At 40.8% G+C, this 19,625-nt stretch carries 18 protein-coding genes and 1 tRNA gene; 16 read left to right on the forward strand and 3 right to left on the reverse strand.

Annotation, left to right across the window (positions count from 1 at the left end):
• The first annotated feature begins 62 nt into the window (after positions 1-62).
• Complete coding sequence (locus NQ508_RS06480) at positions 63-464, forward strand: hypothetical protein (protein ID WP_006426690.1); 402 nt, start codon at positions 63-65, stop codon at positions 462-464.
• On the opposite strand, the gene NQ508_RS14435 is transcribed toward NQ508_RS06480, so the two are convergent.
• Positions 402-848: a helix-turn-helix domain-containing protein gene (locus NQ508_RS14435; RefSeq protein ID WP_242654654.1), complete on the reverse strand. Its 447-nt coding sequence runs from the start codon at positions 846-848 to the stop codon at positions 402-404. The genes NQ508_RS06480 and NQ508_RS14435 overlap by 63 nt on opposite strands.
• A 236-nt stretch (positions 849-1,084) precedes the next feature.
• Here NQ508_RS14435 and NQ508_RS06490 point away from each other — a divergent pair, with 236 nt between their 5' ends.
• A complete protein-coding gene (locus NQ508_RS06490) occupies positions 1,085-1,483 on the forward strand; it encodes a PBECR3 domain-containing polyvalent protein (protein WP_006426689.1) in 399 nt (132 codons plus the stop codon).
• 331 nt (positions 1,484-1,814) lie between these two features.
• On the forward strand, positions 1,815-2,147 hold the full coding sequence (locus tag NQ508_RS06495; RefSeq protein WP_006426688.1) for a hypothetical protein: 333 nt from the start codon (positions 1,815-1,817) through the stop codon (positions 2,145-2,147).
• 99 nt (positions 2,148-2,246) lie between these two features.
• On the opposite strand, the gene NQ508_RS06500 is transcribed toward NQ508_RS06495, so the two are convergent.
• A tRNA-Leu gene (locus tag NQ508_RS06500) sits at positions 2,247-2,329 on the reverse strand.
• 192 nt (positions 2,330-2,521) lie between these two features.
• Here NQ508_RS06500 and polA point away from each other — a divergent pair.
• From polA to NQ508_RS06525, 5 genes are read left to right on the forward strand one after another with little or no spacing between them, the layout of a single operon-like run.
• Positions 2,522-5,137 carry a DNA polymerase I gene (polA, locus tag NQ508_RS06505; RefSeq protein WP_006426687.1) on the forward strand — a complete coding sequence of 872 codons (2,616 nt, stop codon included), beginning with the start codon at positions 2,522-2,524 and terminating at the stop codon, positions 5,135-5,137.
• 12 nt (positions 5,138-5,149) lie between these two features.
• Positions 5,150-5,740: a dephospho-CoA kinase gene (gene coaE / locus NQ508_RS06510; protein WP_006426686.1), complete on the forward strand. Its 591-nt coding sequence runs from the start codon at positions 5,150-5,152 to the stop codon at positions 5,738-5,740.
• 21 nt (positions 5,741-5,761) lie between these two features.
• Entirely contained in the window at positions 5,762-6,559 is a 798-nt protein-coding gene (locus NQ508_RS06515; protein ID WP_006426685.1) for an MBL fold metallo-hydrolase, read from the forward strand.
• Between the two features lie 54 nt (positions 6,560-6,613).
• Positions 6,614-6,886 (forward strand): ACT domain-containing protein, encoded by a 273-nt coding sequence (locus NQ508_RS06520; protein WP_006426684.1) that lies wholly within the window; start codon positions 6,614-6,616, stop codon positions 6,884-6,886.
• Between the two features lie 30 nt (positions 6,887-6,916).
• Positions 6,917-8,281, forward strand: coding sequence for a PFL family protein (locus NQ508_RS06525; RefSeq protein ID WP_006426683.1), 1,365 nt, complete (start codon positions 6,917-6,919; stop codon positions 8,279-8,281).
• 154 nt (positions 8,282-8,435) lie between these two features.
• On the opposite strand, the gene NQ508_RS06530 is transcribed toward NQ508_RS06525, so the two are convergent.
• A complete protein-coding gene (locus NQ508_RS06530) occupies positions 8,436-9,689 on the reverse strand; it encodes a nucleotidyltransferase (RefSeq protein WP_022415682.1) in 1,254 nt (417 codons plus the stop codon).
• A 196-nt stretch (positions 9,690-9,885) separates the two neighbouring features.
• On the opposite strand from NQ508_RS06530, the gene mgtE reads away from it, so the two are divergent.
• The 8 genes from mgtE (at position 9,886) to NQ508_RS06570 (ending at position 19,134) form a co-directional block, all read left to right on the forward strand.
• Positions 9,886-11,223, forward strand: a complete 1,338-nt coding sequence (gene mgtE, locus NQ508_RS06535; protein WP_195389664.1) for a magnesium transporter — start codon at positions 9,886-9,888, stop codon at positions 11,221-11,223.
• Positions 11,224-11,382: 159 nt separating this feature from the next.
• Positions 11,383-12,378 (forward strand): phosphate acetyltransferase, encoded by a 996-nt coding sequence (gene pta / locus NQ508_RS06540; protein ID WP_006426680.1) that lies wholly within the window; start codon positions 11,383-11,385, stop codon positions 12,376-12,378.
• A 25-nt stretch (positions 12,379-12,403) separates the two neighbouring features.
• Positions 12,404-13,591, forward strand: coding sequence for an acetate kinase (locus NQ508_RS06545; RefSeq protein ID WP_006426679.1), 1,188 nt, complete (start codon positions 12,404-12,406; stop codon positions 13,589-13,591).
• Positions 13,592-13,679: 88 nt separating this feature from the next.
• Positions 13,680-14,207, forward strand: a complete 528-nt coding sequence (locus tag NQ508_RS06550; protein ID WP_006426678.1) for a YceD family protein — start codon at positions 13,680-13,682, stop codon at positions 14,205-14,207.
• 3 nt (positions 14,208-14,210) lie between these two features.
• Entirely contained in the window at positions 14,211-14,390 is a 180-nt protein-coding gene (gene rpmF / locus NQ508_RS06555; protein ID WP_005332600.1) for a 50S ribosomal protein L32, read from the forward strand.
• A 321-nt stretch (positions 14,391-14,711) separates the two neighbouring features.
• Positions 14,712-16,502: an aminopeptidase P family N-terminal domain-containing protein gene (locus NQ508_RS06560; RefSeq protein ID WP_006426676.1), complete on the forward strand. Its 1,791-nt coding sequence runs from the start codon at positions 14,712-14,714 to the stop codon at positions 16,500-16,502.
• Positions 16,503-16,653: 151 nt separating this feature from the next.
• Positions 16,654-17,544, forward strand: a complete 891-nt coding sequence (pepI, locus tag NQ508_RS06565) for a proline iminopeptidase (protein WP_006426675.1) — start codon at positions 16,654-16,656, stop codon at positions 17,542-17,544.
• A 213-nt stretch (positions 17,545-17,757) separates the two neighbouring features.
• Positions 17,758-19,134, forward strand: coding sequence for a sodium-dependent transporter (locus NQ508_RS06570; RefSeq protein WP_006426674.1), 1,377 nt, complete (start codon positions 17,758-17,760; stop codon positions 19,132-19,134).
• The last annotated feature ends 491 nt before the right edge of the window (positions 19,135-19,625 follow it).

Below are 19,625 nucleotides of genomic sequence, written 5' to 3' on the forward strand. Positions count from 1 at the left end.
TGGTGTGCTATTGCCGGAAGTACAATATAAGTAACGGTGCAAGTAGAGGCGTTGTAGTTCATATGAAAGAAATCGGTAATAAAGAATACAAGAACATCAAGAAGGACACACTGATCGGAACCACCGGACAGAACAGAAGACTGGAAGCGATCCGGATCACCGGAAAGGAATCTTTCTATCTGTACAGAGTCCACCAGAAGAGTATTGGCTGGTCAGAATGGGCCAACAACGGAGAGTGGGCTGGTACGACCGGAAAAGGACTGCAGATGGAAGCACTGGAGATTAAGAAATCCATGTTCTCCGTCGAACCGCACGTACAGAGCAAAGGATGGGTGGATTACGGCATGATTACCAAAGATACGATTATCGGAACCGTAGGCGAAAAGAAACGTATCGAATGCTTATGCTTTGAAGGTGACTTTGAATATCGTGTTCATATCCAGAACTCCGGATGGACAGACTAGACAAGAGCCGATGGAGTAGCTACTCTTGGAACCGTAGGCCAGGAACTTAGAATCGAGGCTATTCAATTTAGATAATTGGATGGGATAAAACTGGCAGCAGTGAAGAGTGTGTTCTGGTATGACTATTTTTTTACGTTTATTGACTGCTGCCAGTTGCTGTTTTTCTTTAGGAAATTTGTGAACGGTCTTGCTGATATCAGTGATATAATTCATATCTACGTTATAGAACTGAGCCAACTTAATAAGTGAGTCTACAGGGATTCGTGTTTTGCCAAGTTCATAATCAGCATAGGTGTTCTGTCCAATATTAAGTAATCCTGCAATACGGGATTGCGTATAATCATTATCTTCACGTAATGCACGTATGCGTTCTTTGTAATCCATAGAAATTCACCTCAAAGATATTTGTCTAAGAGGAATAAACTCTATTGACGTTAGAGTTATAAACTCGACACTGAGAGAATAATCAGTATGACAAATTCTCTACCTAAATCAAAAGATCAGTTCGAGTATTGGTTGGGAGCGTTGCTGTTTTATAATAATGTAAAGGCAGAAGGGATTGGGCTATAAATGGATATATGTTATAATAAACATAATATATAGAAACGGAAAATACCAATATGGATGAAAAGAATGACTTGATAAAAGTTGGAAAATATGATTTGCGATATAATGAATTGTTAAGTATTGATATAGAAGAGTTAGACATATTTAGGTCAAAAGGTTTACCAGCACATATGGTTAAAAGAAAACATTTTAATTGTTTAAAGTATATTGATTATCTTCCGGAGATTATAGAAAATCCAGATTATGTAGGTGTTAATCCTAATGAAAATGATAAAAGTATTGGGTTTATAAAAAAGTATTCTAAGAATGTATTGGTTGGAGTAAAGTTGGAAAAAGATGGTCAATATTTATATGTTTCTTCGATGTATGATATCCAAGGTTCAAAGATAAGTAGACGTTTGTACAGTGGAAGAATAAAAAACGCAAATATTGACAATGACGAAAATGAATAGTATAGTATAAATGTAAACAACATACATTGATAATAAGCATAGTTATTTTTGAGGTCGGAAATGGTTCCCGACGCACTCTGAAAAGAGTACCTGAGATGATGGATACACCGCCCATCCAAAAGTAATTATGCTTTTTATATTTGACTATTAACGTGAATAATAGAAGCACACTTAAGGGAGAAACGCCTTTAGGTGTGCTTTTCTTTGTCCTGCTGCCGTTCGTGAATTTCTGATACACTCTTTTCAAGAGAAGCTTTATTCCATTGCTGACGGACAGTTTCATGTTCTGACTCAACAATTCGCCGACTCAGATAATCCATTGACAGATGATATGGCAAGGGTATTAAGAAAAGTAAAAGAGTTTGAATTTAAGAATGGCTGGTTAGGCGAGTATGTTTTTCAAGATGACAGGGGAAGAGTGTATGCTTCAAGAATATCAGACTGTGCAGTTAATAACACAACAACAGCAGAATTCCATAACAAGAAAAGTATCCATGCTATCAGAAGAACATTGAATTCTAATATGAAATGTGCCGGTGTATCTGGAACAGTAGCAGTGTCTTTGTTGGGTCATACGGAAAAAGTAAATGAAGAAAATTATACATACGATGTGAGTTCCATGGAAGAAAAGAGCAAATTCATGGAATGTGCTGGAAGAGTATAAAAAAAACATTTACTTCTTACGAAACCATAGTAACAAAAATAGTAAGAAAAGTAAATGTCTCTAATCGTTAAACCTCTTGATTTTACTGGGCTTTTTGAATGCGGATAGTGGGACTTGAACCCACACGAAGTCACCTCCGCAAGATTTTGAGTCTTGTGCGTCTGCCATTCCGCCATATCCGCATATATGTTGCTTACACAACAAAATAAATTATAACTATAAATGTAATGTCTGTCAATCCCCTTTTTCTAAAAATGAAAAGAAACCGTAGAAAGAAAATCAGTGAGAAAAATTAACCTTTTAAAAAGGCACAAATTGGTGTATAGTAAGATAGTGATTTTATAAGAAATGAACTATTTAGGTGGAGAGACAAAATGAGCAGTAAAATTGTTCTGATTGACGGCCACAGTATTCTTAACCGGGCTTTTTACGGGCTGCCGGATCTGACGAATGCCGAGGGCCTTCATACAAATGCAATATATGGATTTCTAACGATTATGTTTAAACTTCTGGAAGAAGAAAAACCAGAATATCTGACGGTGGCATTCGATGTTCACGCCCCGACTTTCAGACACAAGATGTATGCAGAATATAAAGGAACAAGAAAGCCGATGGCTGATGAGTTAAGGCAGCAGGTTCCGGTGATCAAAGAAGTGCTTCGCGCAATGAGGGTTAAGACGATTGAATGTGCCGGCCTGGAAGCCGATGATCTGATTGGAACATTATCCAATCGATGTGAGAATGAGGGTATGGAAGTTACCGTTATTTCCGGAGACCGCGATCTGCTGCAGCTTGCGACAGAGCATGTAAAAATCCGAATTCCGAAGACTAAGCAGGGCAAGACAGAAATTGAAGATTACTACGCTAAAGATGTTGAAGAACGTTATCAGGTGACGCCAAAAGAATTTATTGATCTGAAGGCACTGATGGGAGATACGGCAGATAATATTCCAGGAGTTCCAAGCATCGGGGAGAAGACAGCGACAAAGATCATTACACAGTATCATTCGATTGAAGAAGCGCATGAACATGTGGATGAGCTGAAACCGCCAAGAGCATCCAAGGCTTTAAGTGAACACTGGGATCTTGCGGTGCTCAGTAAAGAGCTGGCAACGATCAATGTAAAGGCTGATTTCCCGTATGAACTATCCGAAGCAAAGCTCGGTAATCTATATACGGAAGAAGCATATATCTTTTTCCAGAAACTGGAATTTAAAAATCTTCTTTCAAGATTCGATGTTTCGGCACCGGTCAACAAGGTCGAGGACGGATTTAAGATCATTACTTCCAAATCAGAAGCGGAGAAAGTCTTTGTACAGGCGGAAGAAGCAAGTACAATAGGCGCCGTAATCTTCAAAGATCTGGAAAATGTATTACCGTTGTTTGCAGATCAGGCCGGACTTGGAGGTATCGGACTGTGCTTTTCAAAAGAGGAAAGTTATTGTATCAAAGTTGAAAAAGACATAACCGGAGAATGGTTACTGAAAAAACTTGCGGATGTGGCTGAGAAGGCAGAAACGTATGCAATGTTCCATTTAAAAGAGTCTATGGAACAGGTAACAATCCGGAATCAGGCAAACTGCTTTGATGTTAGTGTGGCTGCATATCTTTTGAATCCACTTAAAAATAATTATACATGGGAAGATGTTGCAAGAGAACATCTGGGTCTGATGATTGATGAAAAGATCGATCAGGATATGAAAGCCTGCTATGAGTCTTATGTAAATTATGCGTCGGTAGAGGTTCTGCGGCAGAAATTACGGGATACAAAGATGGATACGTTGTTCCGGGATATTGAGATGCCGTTGGTATTCACATTGTTTGATATGGAACAAAATGGAATCCGTGTAGAAGCGGATGCTTTGAAACAGTATGGCGATCAACTCGCGGGTAAAATTGCCGAACTGGAAAAAGAAATTTACGAAGAAGCAGGTGAGACATTTAATATTAATTCACCAAAGCAGCTTGGAGTTGTACTGTTTGAAAATATGAAGCTCCCGGGTGGGCGCAAGACAAAGACAGGTTATTCGACTGCGGCAGATGTACTGGAAAAGCTTGCACCGGAACATCCGGTAGTCGCAAAGATTCTGGAATATCGTCAATATACCAAACTCAAGTCCACATATGCAGACGGGCTGGCGAATTATATTCAGGATGATGGGCGGATTCATGGAAAATTTAACCAGACGATTACGGCGACCGGAAGAATCAGCAGTACCGAACCGAATCTTCAGAATATTCCGGTAAGGATGGAACTTGGACGTCTGATTCGTAAAGTATTTATTCCGGAAGAAGGATATCGATTTGTGGATGCCGATTATTCGCAGATTGAACTTCGTGTTCTGGCACATTGCTCAGGAGATGAGCATCTGATCCAGGCATACAAGGAACAGAGTGATATCCATCGGATTACGGCATCACAGGTATTTCATATACCGTTTGATGAAGTAACTCCTCAGCAGAGGCGAAATGCAAAGGCTGTAAATTTTGGTATCGTGTACGGAATCAGTTCGTTCGGATTAAGCCAGGATTTAAGTATTACACGTAAAGAAGCTGCAAAATATATTGATGATTATTTTGCAACCTATCCGGGAATTAAGACATTTCTGGATCATGCAGTAACGCATGCCAAAGAAGAAGGTTATGTGGTGACGCTCTTTGGAAGACGCAGACCGGTACCAGAGCTTTCTTCCAGCAACTTCATGCAGCGTTCGTTCGGTGAGCGTGTGGCAATGAATTCACCGATTCAGGGAGCAGCAGCTGATATCATCAAGATTGCAATGATCCGGGTGAATCAGAGACTGAAAGACCAGAAGATGAAATCAAGACTTGTATTACAGGTACATGATGAACTTTTGATCGAGGCGTATGAGCCGGAGCTGGATGAGGTTCAGAATATCTTGAAAGAAGAAATGGAACATGCGGCAGAATTAAAAGTACCGCTTGAGATAGATATGCATACAGGAGATAACTGGTACGAAGCAAAATAAGAGGTGTGAAAGATGAAGATTATAGGAATTACCGGAGGAGTAGGCGCAGGAAAGACACAGATTCTGGAATATCTGAATAATAAGTATGGTGCGACTATTTGTATGACGGATGAAGTAGGAAAGAAACTACAGAAAAAAGGAACAGAATGCTTTGATGAAATTGTGGCTCATTTCGGGAATGAAATCCTGGATGAAAAAGGTGAACTGGATCGTGCGAAGCTTTCTGACATTGTATTTGCCGACAGAGTTGAACTTTCTGTGTTAAATGGAATTGTACATCCGAGGGTAAAAGAAGAGATTCAGAAAAAGATCACAAGAGAAGAACGCAAGAATACGAATCTGATGCTGATAGAAGGCGCACTTCTGATAGAAGATCATTATGAGGAAATTTGTGATGAACTCTGGTATGTGTATGTAGAGGATTCCATCAGAAGAAAACGTTTAAAATACGCAAGAGGATATGAAGACAGCAAGGTCGATCAGATTTTTGAAGCACAGCTTCCGAAAGATCTGTTCATGCGTCATTGTGACCGGGTGATCGATAACAGCGGACAGTTTGAAGAGACAAAGATCCAGCTGAATAAGATCGTGGAAGATTTATAGGAAAGGCAGATATTATTTAGTATGAGATTATGCAGCATTGCGAGTGGAAGCAGTGGAAATTGTATTTATGTAGGAGATGATCAGACACATCTTCTGGTCGATACAGGAATCAGCAAGAAAAGAATCGAAGAAGGATTATCAAAGTTGGAGATAAAAGGGGATGAGCTGGAGGGAATACTGATCACACACGAACATGTAGATCATATTCAGGGACTTGGTGTGTTCAGCAGAAAGTATGAGATTCCAATCTATGCAACGCCCGGAACCATTGAAGGAATCAGGAATTGTAAAAGTCTCGGAAAACTTCCGGAAGGCCTTTTACATGAGATAGAGATAGAACATCCATTTTCACTTGGAACATTGAATATAGATCCGTTTGCAATTTCCCATGATGCAAATGAACCGTCTGGTTACAGAATTGAAAATGGAAAAAAATCTGTTGCAGTTGCAACGGATCTCGGGGTATATGATGATTATACCGTAGAACATCTGAGCGATCTGAATGCGGTCGTTCTGGAAGCAAACCATGACATACATATGTTGGAAGTAGGACCTTACCCATATCCATTGAAACGAAGGGTAATGGGCGACAAGGGACATCTTTCCAATGAACTGTCTGGAAAGCTTCTTTGCGATATATTACATGATGACCTGCAATATGTAGTTCTGGGACATCTGAGTAAAGAGAACAATTACGAAGAACTGGCATACGAAACGGTCAAACTGGAGATCAGTATCGGTGACAATCCTTATAAAGGAGATGATATTCCGATGATGGTAGCCAAACGAGATCAGGTATCTGATATCATTACATTATAAGAATGAAGCAAAAATGTAAGAAACGATGTGAAGACAACAGGAGGAAAACAAATCATGAAGAAATGTGTAATTACAGTTGTAGGAAAAGACACCGTAGGTATTATTGCAAAAGTATGTGAATATCTTGCAGGAACTAACATTAATATCCTTGATATTTCGCAGACCATCGTGGATGGATACTTTAACATGATGATGATTGTTGATGTGACAAATTGCAGTAAAGAAGTAGCCGTAGTTTCAAAAGAACTGGAAGAGATCGGAACTTCTATTGGTGTTACTATTCACTGCCAGAGAGAAGAAATATTTGAAAAAATGCACAGATTATAAGTAAAATCACTGAAAGGCAGGAAAAAACACATGATAAACAGATATGAAGTATATGAGACAAATCAGATGATTGCTGAGGAAAATCTGGATGTACGTACGATCACTCTCGGAATCAGCCTGTTGGATTGCATAGATGCAGACCTTGATAAATTAAATGAAAATATTTACAACAAGATCACTACGGTTGCAAAAGATCTTGTAAAGACCGGAGAAGAGATTGAACAGGAATTCGGTATTCCGATTGTAAACAAACGAATTTCTATTACACCAGTGGCGCTGATTGGCGGTGCTGCATGTAAGAGTCCGGAAGACTTTGTGACAATTGCAAAGACATTGGACAAAGCGGCAAAAGAAGTCGGAGTGAATTTTATCGGCGGATATTCGGCACTGGTGTCAAAGTCTATGACAAAGAGTGATGAGAATCTGATCCGTTCTGTACCACAGGCACTCGCATGTACGGATCGAATCTGCAGTTCCATCAACGTAGGTTCTACAAAGACGGGAATCAATATGGATGCGGTGCGTCTGTGTGGTGAGATTGTTAAGGAAACAGCAGAAGCAACAAAAGAAAATGATTCTCTGGGATGTGCAAAACTTGTGGTATTCTGTAATGCACCGGATGATAATCCGTTTATGGCGGGAGCGTTCCTCGGTGTGACAGAAGGAGATGCAGTGATCAATGTAGGTGTCAGTGGACCGGGAGTTGTAAAACATGCAATTGAACAGGTACGTGGCAAAGGTTTTGAAGAATTATGCGAAACAATCAAAAAGACTGCTTTTAAGGTAACTCGTGTGGGACAGCTTGTTGCGGGAGAGGCATCGAAGAGACTTGGCATTCCGTTCGGAATCATCGATCTGTCACTGGCACCGACTCCGGCAGTAGGAGACAGTGTGGCTGAGATCCTGGAAGAAATTGGTCTGGAGCGTGTTGGAGCACCGGGAACAACAGCAGCACTTGCTATGCTGAATGATCAGGTGAAAAAAGGCGGCGTCATGGCTTCATCTTATGTAGGCGGCTTAAGTGGTGCGTTCATTCCTGTCAGTGAAGATAAAGGCATGATCGATGCAGTAGAGATGGGTGCTCTTACGATCGAAAAACTCGAAGCAATGACATGTGTATGTTCGGTAGGACTTGACATGATTGCAATTCCAGGTAAGACAACAGCTTCAACTATTTCGGGAATTATTGCAGATGAGATGGCAATCGGTATGGTGAATCAGAAGACAACAGCTGTACGTCTGATCCCGGTTATCGGAAAAGATGTAGGAGAGACTGCCGAATTTGGCGGACTGCTGGGATATGCTCCGATCATTCCTGTTAACGAATATGATTGTAGTGCATTTGTAAATAGAAAAGGAAGAATTCCGGCTCCTGTACATAGTTTCAAAAATTAAAAATAAATCCATGTAATGTATAATAAAATGTGCGGCGCATGATGAAATAAGTTCAGCTTCCATTCGCAGGAAGAAGATATTTCGTCATACGCCGCATGTTTTTGTATACAAAAGTATGCAAAGGGAAACGTAGAAAATATCATATGTCGAAGTACTATACACGTATAATCTGCTTTTGCTGTTCGCTTGTGAACGGTATGCCGAATTTATCGGAGATAACACTTTCGTACAGGTCGGAAGCAAAAGAAGTCTGGTTCAACATACGTGAAGCTTCCGGTGACAAAAGAGATGCTGATTTGCCTAGTTTGGTAATGATCGGTATGGAAGCATGATCTTTCATCGCGCGTAAGACATCGGTATGTTCTTTCCGGAAACCAAGAATACGCGCATATGAACAGGAATTGTCCTGGTATGCATGCATATCTTCTGTGGTTATGGATAGCAGAATATGCAGTAAACTTCTGCTGATACGGCTGTAAGTCAGTTCTTTTGTTTTTAAAAGGGTGCAGAATTGTCCGAAAGAGCGAAACTGATTCCGGTTCCGGATGATTCGGTTGGAAAGCTCTTCAGATACATCCTGGTATTTGCAAAGAGATTCATGGGGTTCGCTCAGCAGGCGGTATTTTAACAACAGTGAAAAATCATCTGCTTCCACAGGACAGGAAAAGTTCCATTCATTTTGTATAATAGATAAAGAACCGGGTGGTAATTGCTCGCTTAGCTGTGCGGATATGTTTTTTGGCAGGTACGGGGATGCCGGAATATTCATCAAGACTTTTCGGATTGCAGAAGCAGAACTGGAGCAGTCATGAAGTTCTGTGTCATGATATCCGGAAAATTCTCTTTTTAAGGTAAATGGAACAATCGGACTGTTCAGTTCTTTAAGAGCTTTCAGATATTCAATTCCCAGTATATTATTGGGATCAGAAAGAATCTGTGAAGCATAGGCATCGCCAGTCATTTTTTCGAGAGCGTGACATCTTGCTGCCGGAAAAGACATGCCATTTTTTAATGAACTCTGGAGATGGTGACGGTAGGTTTCTGGTTCGGCAGACAGAAGGTGTGCGATGGATGTTAAATGTTCCAGATTACCACATTCACTCCCAAAACAAAGCGCATCTATACAGCCAAGACCGTCTAAGACAGATACTGCACCCTTTGCAAAGAATTCTGCACTTGCGCAGGAATAACAGACCGGAAGTTCAAGCACAACAGATGCACCGTTTAAAAGGGCCATATGTGCCCTTGAATGCTTGGAAAGAACGGCGGGAGTTCCACGTTGCACATAGTCGCCGCTCATGATGACTATAACCCGGTCGGCACCGGTCAGTTCTTTTGCTTTTTCTATATGATAAAGATGTCCATTGTGAAATGGATTGTATTCTGTGATAAGTCCAACAGTTTTCATAAGAATCTCCTTGTATAACATTCTGGAATTGATTATACTATACAATAGTGGGGTACGCAAATGGGATGTTTACCCAGCAAAATTCGAAGAAAGGAGGATGCATATTGTTATGGAAGAGAAGATGAATGAGGAGCAGCCCCTGGAGGACGGACAGCGAGAAGAAGATGATATTGATTATGTAGAAGACAGAGAAGAACTGACTGAAGAACGTATCAAAGACATGCTGGATGCGAGAGAATATAAAGAACTGAAAGAAGAACTGGAAACAAATATGTATCCTGTAGACCTTGCGGAGATTCTGGAAGAGTTTGATCAGAAGCATATGGTGCTGGTATTCCGTTTGCTTGCAAAAGAAGAAGCTGCAGAGACATTTTCTTATATGGACAGTGATACGCGAGAGGACCTGATCAATGCACTGACGGATTCCGAGCTTGAAGAGATCATGGAGGAAATGTATCTGGATGATACCGTTGATGTGTTGGAAGAGATGCCTGCCAATGTAGTAGACAGACTTCTGATGGTTACAGATGAAGAAAAACGTCAACAGATCAATCAACTGTTACAATATCCGGAAGACAGTGCCGGAAGCGTGATGAATGTAGATTATATTGCGCTTCGCAGAGAAATGACGGTTGCAGAATCGATTCTGAAGATCCGCCAGGTTGGGCTGAACCGTGAGACAATCTATACCTGTTATGTTACAGAACAGCGCCATCTGATCGGTCAGGTTGATGTAAAAGAATTGCTGACAAGCAGTGAATCCAAGACAATAGAAGAGATCATGGATACCAATATGCTGTATGCACGTACAACAGACGATCAGGAAGATGTGGCAAATACCATTACCAAGTATGGACTGATCGCACTGCCAATCGTGGATCATGAAAATTGCATGGTGGGTATCGTAACGGTTGATGATGCCATGCAGGTATTACAGGAGGAGACAACGGAAGATATCAGTATCATGGCTGGTGTCAATCCGAATGAAGATTCGTATTTCGGGACATCGATATTTGAACATGTAAAGAGTCGTATTCCGTGGCTGCTGTTTTTGATGCTGTCTGCAACCGTAACACAGATGATCATGAACAGCTATGAAAATGCACTGGCACTGATGCCGCAGCTTGCGGGATTTGTTCCGATGCTTACCGGAACCGGTGGAAACTGTGGATCACAGAGCTCGACACTGGTGATTCGTGGGCTGGCAGTTGGAGAGATTGAATTTTCTGATCTGTTTAAGGTGATCTGGAAAGAGATCCGAATTGCATTCTGTATCAGCATTATCTTATCGGTAGTGAATGGAATCCGAATTATGCTGATGGGCCAGGGAGATGCCACCATGGCGTTTACCATTGGACTTACTATGGCATGTACCGTACTGATTGCGAAAGTGGTTGGATGTACATTACCATTGGTTGCGAAAAAGATTGGGCTGGATCCGGCGATTATGGCAACGCCTTTGATTTCTACATTGGTTGATATCAGTACGATCAGTGTGTATTTTGCGATCGTAAGTCACGTTTTTCAATTATAATGTCGTGAAAATGTAATATATCAGAAGCAAAATATAACGGATATTGTACATTGTACGCAAAAAGAGACATAAGATTACAGGAAGAACCCTTGTCCACAGGGGTTCTTTGTATTATAATGAAAATACTGAGAAAAATATTTGGAAAGGAGTCTATTTATCATGGGATTTATAGATGAAATCAAAGCAAAAGCAAAAAGTTGTAAAAAAACAATCGTTCTTCCAGAGAGCGAAGACATCAGAACTTATGAGGCAGCAGAGGCAATTTTAAAAGAAGGAACAGCTAACCTGATCCTGATCGGAAGCGAAGAAGAGATCGCTAAGAATAAAGGGGATTTCGACATCACAGGAGCTACAATCGTAGACCCTGCTACATATGAGAAGACAGACGAATATGTAGCAACACTTGTTGAACTGAGAAAGAAAAAAGGAATGACAGAAGAGCAGGCAAGAGAGATTCTTCTTACTAATTACTTATATTATGGTGTAATGATGGTTAAGATGAAAGATGCAGACGGAATGGTATCCGGAGCATGCCACTCTACAGCTGACACACTTCGTCCATGCCTTCAGATCCTGAAGACAAAACCAGGAACAAAGCTTGTATCTGCATTCTTTGTTATGGTAGTACCTGACTGCGACATGGGAGAGAACGGAACATTTGTATTCGCTGACTGCGGACTGAACCAGAATCCTACATCCGAAGAGCTTGCAGCAATCGCTCAGTCTTCAGCAGAAAGCTTCAAACAGCTCGTTGGTGCTGATCCAAGAGTTGCTATGCTTTCTTACTCAACAATGGGAAGTGCAAAACACGATGACGTAACAAAAGTACAGGAAGCTGTTAAGATCGCAAAAGCTGAGAATCCGGATCTTATGTTAGACGGAGAGATGCAGCTTGATGCAGCACTTGTTCCTTCTGTTGGAGCAGCTAAAGCACCAGGAAGCCAGGTTGCAGGAAAAGCCAATACTCTGATCTTCCCTAACCTTGATGCAGGTAACATTGGATACAAACTTGTTCAGCGTCTTGCAAAAGCAGAAGCTTACGGACCAATGACACAGGGAATCGCAGCACCTGTTAACGACCTTTCAAGAGGATGCAGTGCTAAGGATATTGAAGGTGTTGTTGCAATCACAGCAGTTCAGTGCCAGAATCAGTAAGAGATAAAGTAAGAGGAGAAATAATATGAAAGTATTAGTAATGAACTGCGGAAGTTCATCTTTAAAATATCAGTTGATCGACATGGAGAACGAGAGCGTTCTTGCAAAAGGTATCTGTGAAAGAATCGGAGCCGATGGATCTGTATTAACACACAAACCAACAGGAAAAGATAAATATGTTGTAGAGCAGGCAATGCCAGATCATGGTGTAGCAGTACAGTTAGTACTGGATGCTTTACAGGATAAAGAGCATGGTGTGATCGAAAGTGCGGATGAGATTACAGCAATCGGACACCGTGTACTGCATGCAGGTACTATTTACAGTGATGCAACACTTGTAACAGAAGACGTGAAGAAAGTTGTTCGTGACTGCTTCGACCTCGGACCTCTTCATAACCCTGCAAACCTGATCGGTATTGAAGCTTGCGAAAAAGCAATGCCTGGCAAACCGAATGTAGCAGTATTCGATACAGCATTTGGTATGAATATTCCAAAGAAAGCAGCTATGTATGCAATCCCATATGAATATTATGAGAAATACAGCATCAGAAGATATGGTTTCCACGGAACAAGCCATATGTTCGTATCTGGTGAAACTGTAAAACTTCTTGGAAAAGAAGATGCAAAGGTTATTGTATGCCACATTGGTAATGGTGCAAGTATCTCCGCATCTATCGGTGGAAAATGCGTAGACACAAGTATGGGACTTACTCCTTTGGAAGGACTTGTTATGGGAACACGTAGTGGAGATGTTGATCCTGCAGTTCTTCAGTTCATCTGCAATCATGAAGATATCAGCGTAGATGAGATGCTGAATATCCTGAACAAAAAGTCAGGACTTCTTGGAATCAGCGGTGTGTCTTCTGACTTCCGTGATGTAAGACAGGCAGCTGCTGACGGAAACGAAAGAGCACAGCTTGCAATGGATACTTACAAATACCGTGTTGCAAAATATATCGGATCTTATACAGCAGCAATGAACGGTGTAGATGCAATCACATTTACAGCCGGTGTTGGAGAGAATGCTCCGGACCTCAGAAAAGACATCTGTGATTACCTTGGATATCTTGGCGTAGAGCTCGACGAAGAAAAGAATGAGAATGTTCACGGAGAGACAACCGTAATTTCTACACCAGAATCAAAAGTAAAAGTAATTGTCCTTCCTACAAACGAAGAGTTAGCTATTGCTCGTGAAACAGCAAAATTAGTTTAAGACTAAATGACTAAAAGAATGTAAATTTCTGTTGACAAAATAATTTTACATGATATAATAGTCTAGTGTGTGAATAGGAGACGATACTATGATATTAAACCTATCCGACGTTCTGTCTGAGCAGCATAAAGCAATACATGAATCTGTTCCGATTGAAATGACTTGTTTCAAGTCTGAGATGGGAGATTATGCAATTACAGAGAAGACACCACTTGAATTGTCTGTAGAATATGCAGGTGACCGCAAGTTGAAAGTGACTGGTAAAGCTGAGATTACATCAGTTGCACCATGTGACAGATGTCTGGAAGATGTAGAAGTGAAGGTGACACTTGACTTCAAGCATAAGATTGATACAGAGTCAGATGCATATGATCAGTCAGAAGATTTAGACGAGAATAACTATATTGACGGATATAGCTTAGATGTAGAACAATTGGTCTACAACGAGTTATTGGTAGGGTGGCCGACGAAAATTCTATGCAGCGAAGACTGTAAAGGTATTTGCAACGTATGTGGTCAGAACCTGAATAAAGGTACCTGTAACTGTGAAGATACGGGGCTCGACCCTAGAATGTCAGTTATCCGTGATGTATTTAAGAATTTTAAGGAGGTGTAACCTATGTCAATTTGTCCAAAGAATAAATCTTCTAAAGCAAGAAGAGACAAAAGAAGAGCAAACTGGAAAATGAGCGCACCAAACCTGGTAAAATGCAGCAAGTGTGGCGAATTAATGATGCCTCACAGAGTATGCAAGGCTTGTGGTTCATACAACAAAAAAGAAATCATTGCTCAGGATTAATTTTTGAAAAATGATAAAAAAGAGACAATCAGTTTTGGTTGTCTCTTTTTTTGTCATGCATTCGGAAGAAGCTACCGTTGGCAGGTTCTGCAGATGCAATCTGAATATGCAGAAAATATTTTTCATTAAAGTTTTCTGTATATAAATTTTGTGAAAAATTTCGAAAAAAAGATAAAATAATTGCTTTTAGTGTTGCAACATTTCGCGAAAGTGTTATAATTTTAACCAGATATAGAGCGTAGTCTATAAATCAGATGCCGATGGGGAAATCTGTTTTACTGGCAGAAGAGGAAAGATTACGTAGCTAAGGAGGAAAACAAAATGACAGAAGTAGCAAAGCGTATTGAAAAGCTTCGCGCACTGATGGCAGAGCAGAATATCGATGCATATGTTGTGCCAACTGCAGATTTCCATCAAAGTGAGTATGTAGGAGAGCATTTCAAAGCAAGAAAGTTCATTACTGGATTCAGTGGTTCCTACGGAACAGCCGTAATCGCAAAAGATGATGCGGGTCTGTGGACAGATGGAAGATATTTCACACAGGCACTGACCGAGATGGAAGGCAGTGGTGTCCGCCTGATGAAGATGTTTGTTGATGATACTCCATCTACAACAGAATGGCTTGCCCAGAAGATCCCGGAAGGCGGTAAGGTCGCATTTGACGGCCGTGTTCTTTCTATGGGAGAAGGACAGGAATATGAAGAAGTATTGGGCGCAAAGAATATCACGATCGAATATGAAGTAGATCTGATCGACCAGATCTGGGAAGACCGCCCGTCTCTTTCTAAGAAACCTTGTTTCTTCCTGGAAGACAAATACACAGGAGAGAATGTTGCATCCAAGCTGAAACGAGTTCGTGAGAAGATGGCTGAATACGGAGCAACGGTACATTTGATTGCGTCTCTGGATGATAACGCATGGCTTCTGAATTTCAGAGGAGATGATATTGACTTCTTCCCATTGGTTCTGGACTATGTGATCGTACGTAAAGACAGTGTAGATCTGTATATCGATGACAGCAAACTGAATGACCGCATCAGAGAAGAGATGGCAAAGAATAATGTCAACATTCATCCATACAATGACATTTACGAAGATGCTAAGAAGATTGGTGCAGATGAGGTTGCACTGATTGACCCGATGAAGATGAACTATGCACTGTATAAGAGTCTTCCATGTAAGGTAGTAGAAGGAGCTAATCCGACTATCTTGATGAAAGCAATTAAGAATGCTGTTGAGATTGAAAATATCAAAAATGCAGAATTGAAAGACAGTATTGCACTGACGAAGTTCATTTACTGGGTTAAGAAAAATTATGACAAGATGGAGATTACAGAGCTTTCTGCTTCAGATAAACTGACAGCTCTGCGTGCAGAACAGGAAGGATATATCCGTGACTCATTCGAACCTCTGCAGGCTTTCGGTGAGCACGCTGCAATGATGCATTATGCACCGTCTAAAGAGACAGATGTTGTATTAAAAGAAGGCGGAATGCTTCTGAGCGATACAGGCGGCGGATATTATGAAGGTTCTACTGATATTACCAGAACAACAGTACTGGGACATATCACACCGGAACTGAAGAAATATTACACAGCTGTATACAGAGCAATGCAGCACTTAAGCGCAGCAAACTTCCTCTATGGTAACCACGGATGGTCTCTGGATGTATTGGCAAGACAGCCAATCTGGGATATGAACAAAGACTTCCAGTGCGGAACCGGACATGGTTTCGGATATCTTGGAAGTATCCACGAGCCGCCAACAGGATTCCGCTGGTACATCGTTCCTTCTAAGAACGAACATCATCAGTTTGAGCCTGGTATGGTAATTACAGATGAGCCGGGAATCTATGAAGAAGGAGATTTTGGTATCCGTATCGAGAACAACCTGCTTACTGTAAACGGTGAGAAGAATAAATATGGACAGTTCATGCACTTTGAGACTCTGAACTTCGTACCAATCGACCTTGATGGTATCGATCCGGAAGAACTGACAAGATCAGAGAAAGAATGGCTGAATGATTATCACAAAGCCTGCTACGAGAAGGTTGGTCCATATCTGACTGATGAAGAAAGAGAATGGCTGAAAGAATACACAAGAGCTATCTAATACTTCTAAAGTACATAGAAAAAGCTGCAAGTAAGTAACTTTACTTACTCATAAGAAAATTTAACTGACAAGGGGTGTCAGAAAATTATAATAAAAAAATGCCGCGGACCAGCGGTCTGCGGCGTCTTTTAAGAAAAGGAGAATAGGTAAAATGGCAAAAATTACAGAAGGATATATGCCTTTCCATGGCTATCAGACATATTACAGAATCGTTGGAGAACAGAAAGATAACGGAAAAGCTCCGTTGATCTGCTTACATGGCGGACCTGGATCTACACATAACTATTTTGAAGTACTGGATAATGTCGCAGATGATGATGATCGTATGATCATTATGTATGATCAGTTGGGTTGCGGTAAATCTTACCTGGATGGACATCCGGAGATGTGGACACAGGATCTTTGGCTGGATGAATTGGATGCATTAAGAGAACACCTCGGACTGGATGAATGCCATATCATTGGCCAGTCATGGGGCGGTATGATGCAGATTGCATATGCGATTGAACGTGGAGCAAAAGGTGTAAAATCATTCATCATTTCTTCCGGTCATCCAAGCAGCAGCCTGTGGGCAAGAGAAGGAATGCGCAGAATCAAGATGATGACAGAAGAAGATCAGGCAGCGATCAACGATGCGCTGGAGCGTAATGACTTCACAGGAGAAGCTTATCTGAAAGCTGTAGATAACTATATGGACAGATACTGCAATTACTGGAGAGAAGATCTTCCTGAGTGCTGTACAAGACCTAAGAAATCCGGTGGAGAAGCTTATCTGTATGGATGGGGACCGAACGAATTCGTTCCATCCGGTACACTGAAAGATTTTGAATATATCGACAGACTTCATGAGATTAAAGTTCCATCACTGATCATGAGTGGTATCTCTGATCTTTGTTCACCATTAGTTGCAAAGACTATGGCAGACGAAATTCCGGATACGAAATGGATTCTCTGGGAGAGAGCAAGACATACAACATTCGTAGACAGACACGATGACTACTGTGTAGAACTGATCAAGTGGATGAACGAATACGATAAATAAAATACATAAAATGATTTGAAAAAGATCTCCGTCATTTGACGGGGATTTTTTTCAAATGCGATATCTGTAAATTAATAGTGACTTTACTGCGTAAATGTGATAAAATAAATCGTCTGGCATATAAGAATAATCAATGTCTGATAATATAATCTGATAAGAAAGAGGGAAAGTTCTGATTGATTGTAATCATGGAAAATCGGAACTGAAAGAGAGATGGAAAAAGAAAAAAATAACAGAAGTTCCTTTTCAGGAAAAATAGGATTCGTTCTGTCTGCGGCAGGCGCATCCGTCGGTCTGGGAAATATCTGGAGATTCCCCTATCTGGCCGCAAAATATGGTGGAGGTATATTCCTCCTAATCTACATCCTGCTTGCGCTGACATTTGGTTATACAATGATCGTTGCGGAATCAGCTCTTGGACGTATGACAAGAAAGAGTCCGGTTGGTGCGTTTAAATTCTTTGGCAAAAAGGCCGGATGGTTGTCGTTCGGTGGATGGATCAATGCAATCATTCCTGTTTTGATCGTACCGTATTATTCTGTCATCGGAGGATGGGTAATTAAATATTTTGTGGAATACCTGAAAGGGAATGGCGCAAAATTAGCAGAAGATGGATATTTTTCAAAATTTATATCCAATGGCCTTTCTACGGAAATATGCTTTATTGTTTTCTGTATGTTCACATTGATCATTATCTATGCGGGTGTCCGTAATGGAATTGAGCGTGTTTCCAAGTTCATGATGCCGATACTGGTGGTATTGTCTGTGATCATTGCAATCTATTCGGTGACAAGACCGGGTGCGCTGGCTGGTGTGAAATACTTCCTTGTACCAAATCCTAAAAACTTTTCATGGATGACGGTTGTAACAGCCATGGGACAGATGTTCTATTCTCTGTCAATTGCTATGGGTATTTTGGTCACATTTGGCTCTTACATGAAAAAAGACACGTCCATCGAAGATTCGACAAGGAATGTTGAAGTATTTGATACTGCAATTGCAATTATGGCTGGTCTGATGATTATTCCGGCTGTATTTGCATTCTCAGGTGGAGATCCTGATACGCTGCAGGCAGGTCCGTCATTAATGTTTATTACAATTCCAAAGGTGTTTAACAGCATGGGATTTGGAACGTTTGCAGGAATCCTGTTCTTTTTACTTGTATTATTTGCTGCTGTTACGAGTTCTATCGCATTAACAGAAAGTGCAGTTTCTACAGTAGAAGATGAATTGAAATGGAGCCGTAAGAAATCCACAGTTATTGTGGGATTCATTATGATTATTCTCGGAACATTGTCATGCCTTGGATATGGACCATTATCATTCGTAAAGATTATCGGAATGCAGTTCCTGGACTTCTTTGACTTCCTTACCAATTCTGTAATGATGCCGATTGCTGCGTTGATGACAAGTTTATTTGTATCTAAAGTAGTTGGTGTGGATCGTATGGAAGAAGAAATCCGGCATGGGGAAAGTAAATTCCGCAGAAAGAAGATATTTGTCGTAATGATCAAGTATCTGTGCCCAATCTTTGCTATTATTATTCTGGTCAGTTCGGTAGCAAATGCATTTGGGTGGATTTCAATGTAAGTGTATTGGAATTTAATTTATTAACTGGGGAAGCGGCCTCTCAGTCCTTGAAGGAAACAATAGATAAGGCTTCTTGTTCAGGTTCCATACCATAAGAAACACTAAGAGAGTCAGAATCACCTAAAAGCAAAGGAACTACGCTCAAACTCGGCGTTCGCCTCAAACACGTTCGCTTCGTTCCTTTAACGGTGCTTCTGGCTCTCTAACTGTTTCTAACGGCATTCCACATTCACAATAATCCTTATCTATTGTTTCCTTCAAGTCGTGACTGGCAGCGAATGTTAATAAATGAAATGCCCGGAAGTCTAACCCGGTGGAAGCCACTACGGTTACGCATTTGCCATTTAGTACCATAAAAGTGTAGTTGTTAGAGAGGAATTAACTCTAACATCTACACTTATTTTATTATAATAAGGGAAGTAGTTGGTATGACATATTGCCATTAGGATTTTCACATCCGTGAATGAAACCGTCAGCCATCCCCTTATTAT

Source organism: Dorea longicatena, from assembly GCF_025150085.1.
Classification (GTDB): domain Bacteria; phylum Bacillota; class Clostridia; order Lachnospirales; family Lachnospiraceae; genus Dorea_A; species Dorea_A longicatena.

Bases quoted from the DNA above. Each gene is read 5' to 3' on its own strand.
- NQ508_RS06545 (WP_006426679.1), top strand. From the start codon at position 12,404: ATGAAAGTATTAGTAATGAACTGCGGAAGTTCATCTTTAAAATATCAG.
- NQ508_RS06490 (WP_006426689.1), top strand. From the start codon at position 1,085: ATGGATGAAAAGAATGACTTGATAAAAGTTGGAAAATATGATTTGCGA.
- NQ508_RS06515 (WP_006426685.1), top strand. From the start codon at position 5,762: ATGAGATTATGCAGCATTGCGAGTGGAAGCAGTGGAAATTGTATTTAT.
- NQ508_RS06570 (WP_006426674.1), top strand. From the start codon at position 17,758: ATGGAAAAAGAAAAAAATAACAGAAGTTCCTTTTCAGGAAAAATAGGA.
- NQ508_RS06560 (WP_006426676.1), top strand. From the start codon at position 14,712: ATGACAGAAGTAGCAAAGCGTATTGAAAAGCTTCGCGCACTGATGGCA.
- pepI (WP_006426675.1), top strand. From the start codon at position 16,654: ATGGCAAAAATTACAGAAGGATATATGCCTTTCCATGGCTATCAGACA.
- polA (WP_006426687.1), top strand. From the start codon at position 2,522: ATGAGCAGTAAAATTGTTCTGATTGACGGCCACAGTATTCTTAACCGG.
- pta (WP_006426680.1), top strand. From the start codon at position 11,383: ATGGGATTTATAGATGAAATCAAAGCAAAAGCAAAAAGTTGTAAAAAA.
- NQ508_RS06550 (WP_006426678.1), top strand. From the start codon at position 13,680: ATGATATTAAACCTATCCGACGTTCTGTCTGAGCAGCATAAAGCAATA.
- NQ508_RS14435 (WP_242654654.1), bottom strand. From the start codon at position 848: ATGGATTACAAAGAACGCATACGTGCATTACGTGAAGATAATGATTAT.
- NQ508_RS06520 (WP_006426684.1), top strand. From the start codon at position 6,614: ATGAAGAAATGTGTAATTACAGTTGTAGGAAAAGACACCGTAGGTATT.
- NQ508_RS06525 (WP_006426683.1), top strand. From the start codon at position 6,917: ATGATAAACAGATATGAAGTATATGAGACAAATCAGATGATTGCTGAG.
- coaE (WP_006426686.1), top strand. From the start codon at position 5,150: ATGAAGATTATAGGAATTACCGGAGGAGTAGGCGCAGGAAAGACACAG.
- rpmF (WP_005332600.1), top strand. From the start codon at position 14,211: ATGTCAATTTGTCCAAAGAATAAATCTTCTAAAGCAAGAAGAGACAAA.
- NQ508_RS06530 (WP_022415682.1), bottom strand. From the start codon at position 9,689: ATGAAAACTGTTGGACTTATCACAGAATACAATCCATTTCACAATGGA.
- NQ508_RS06495 (WP_006426688.1), top strand. From the start codon at position 1,815: ATGGCAAGGGTATTAAGAAAAGTAAAAGAGTTTGAATTTAAGAATGGC.
- NQ508_RS06480 (WP_006426690.1), top strand. From the start codon at position 63: ATGAAAGAAATCGGTAATAAAGAATACAAGAACATCAAGAAGGACACA.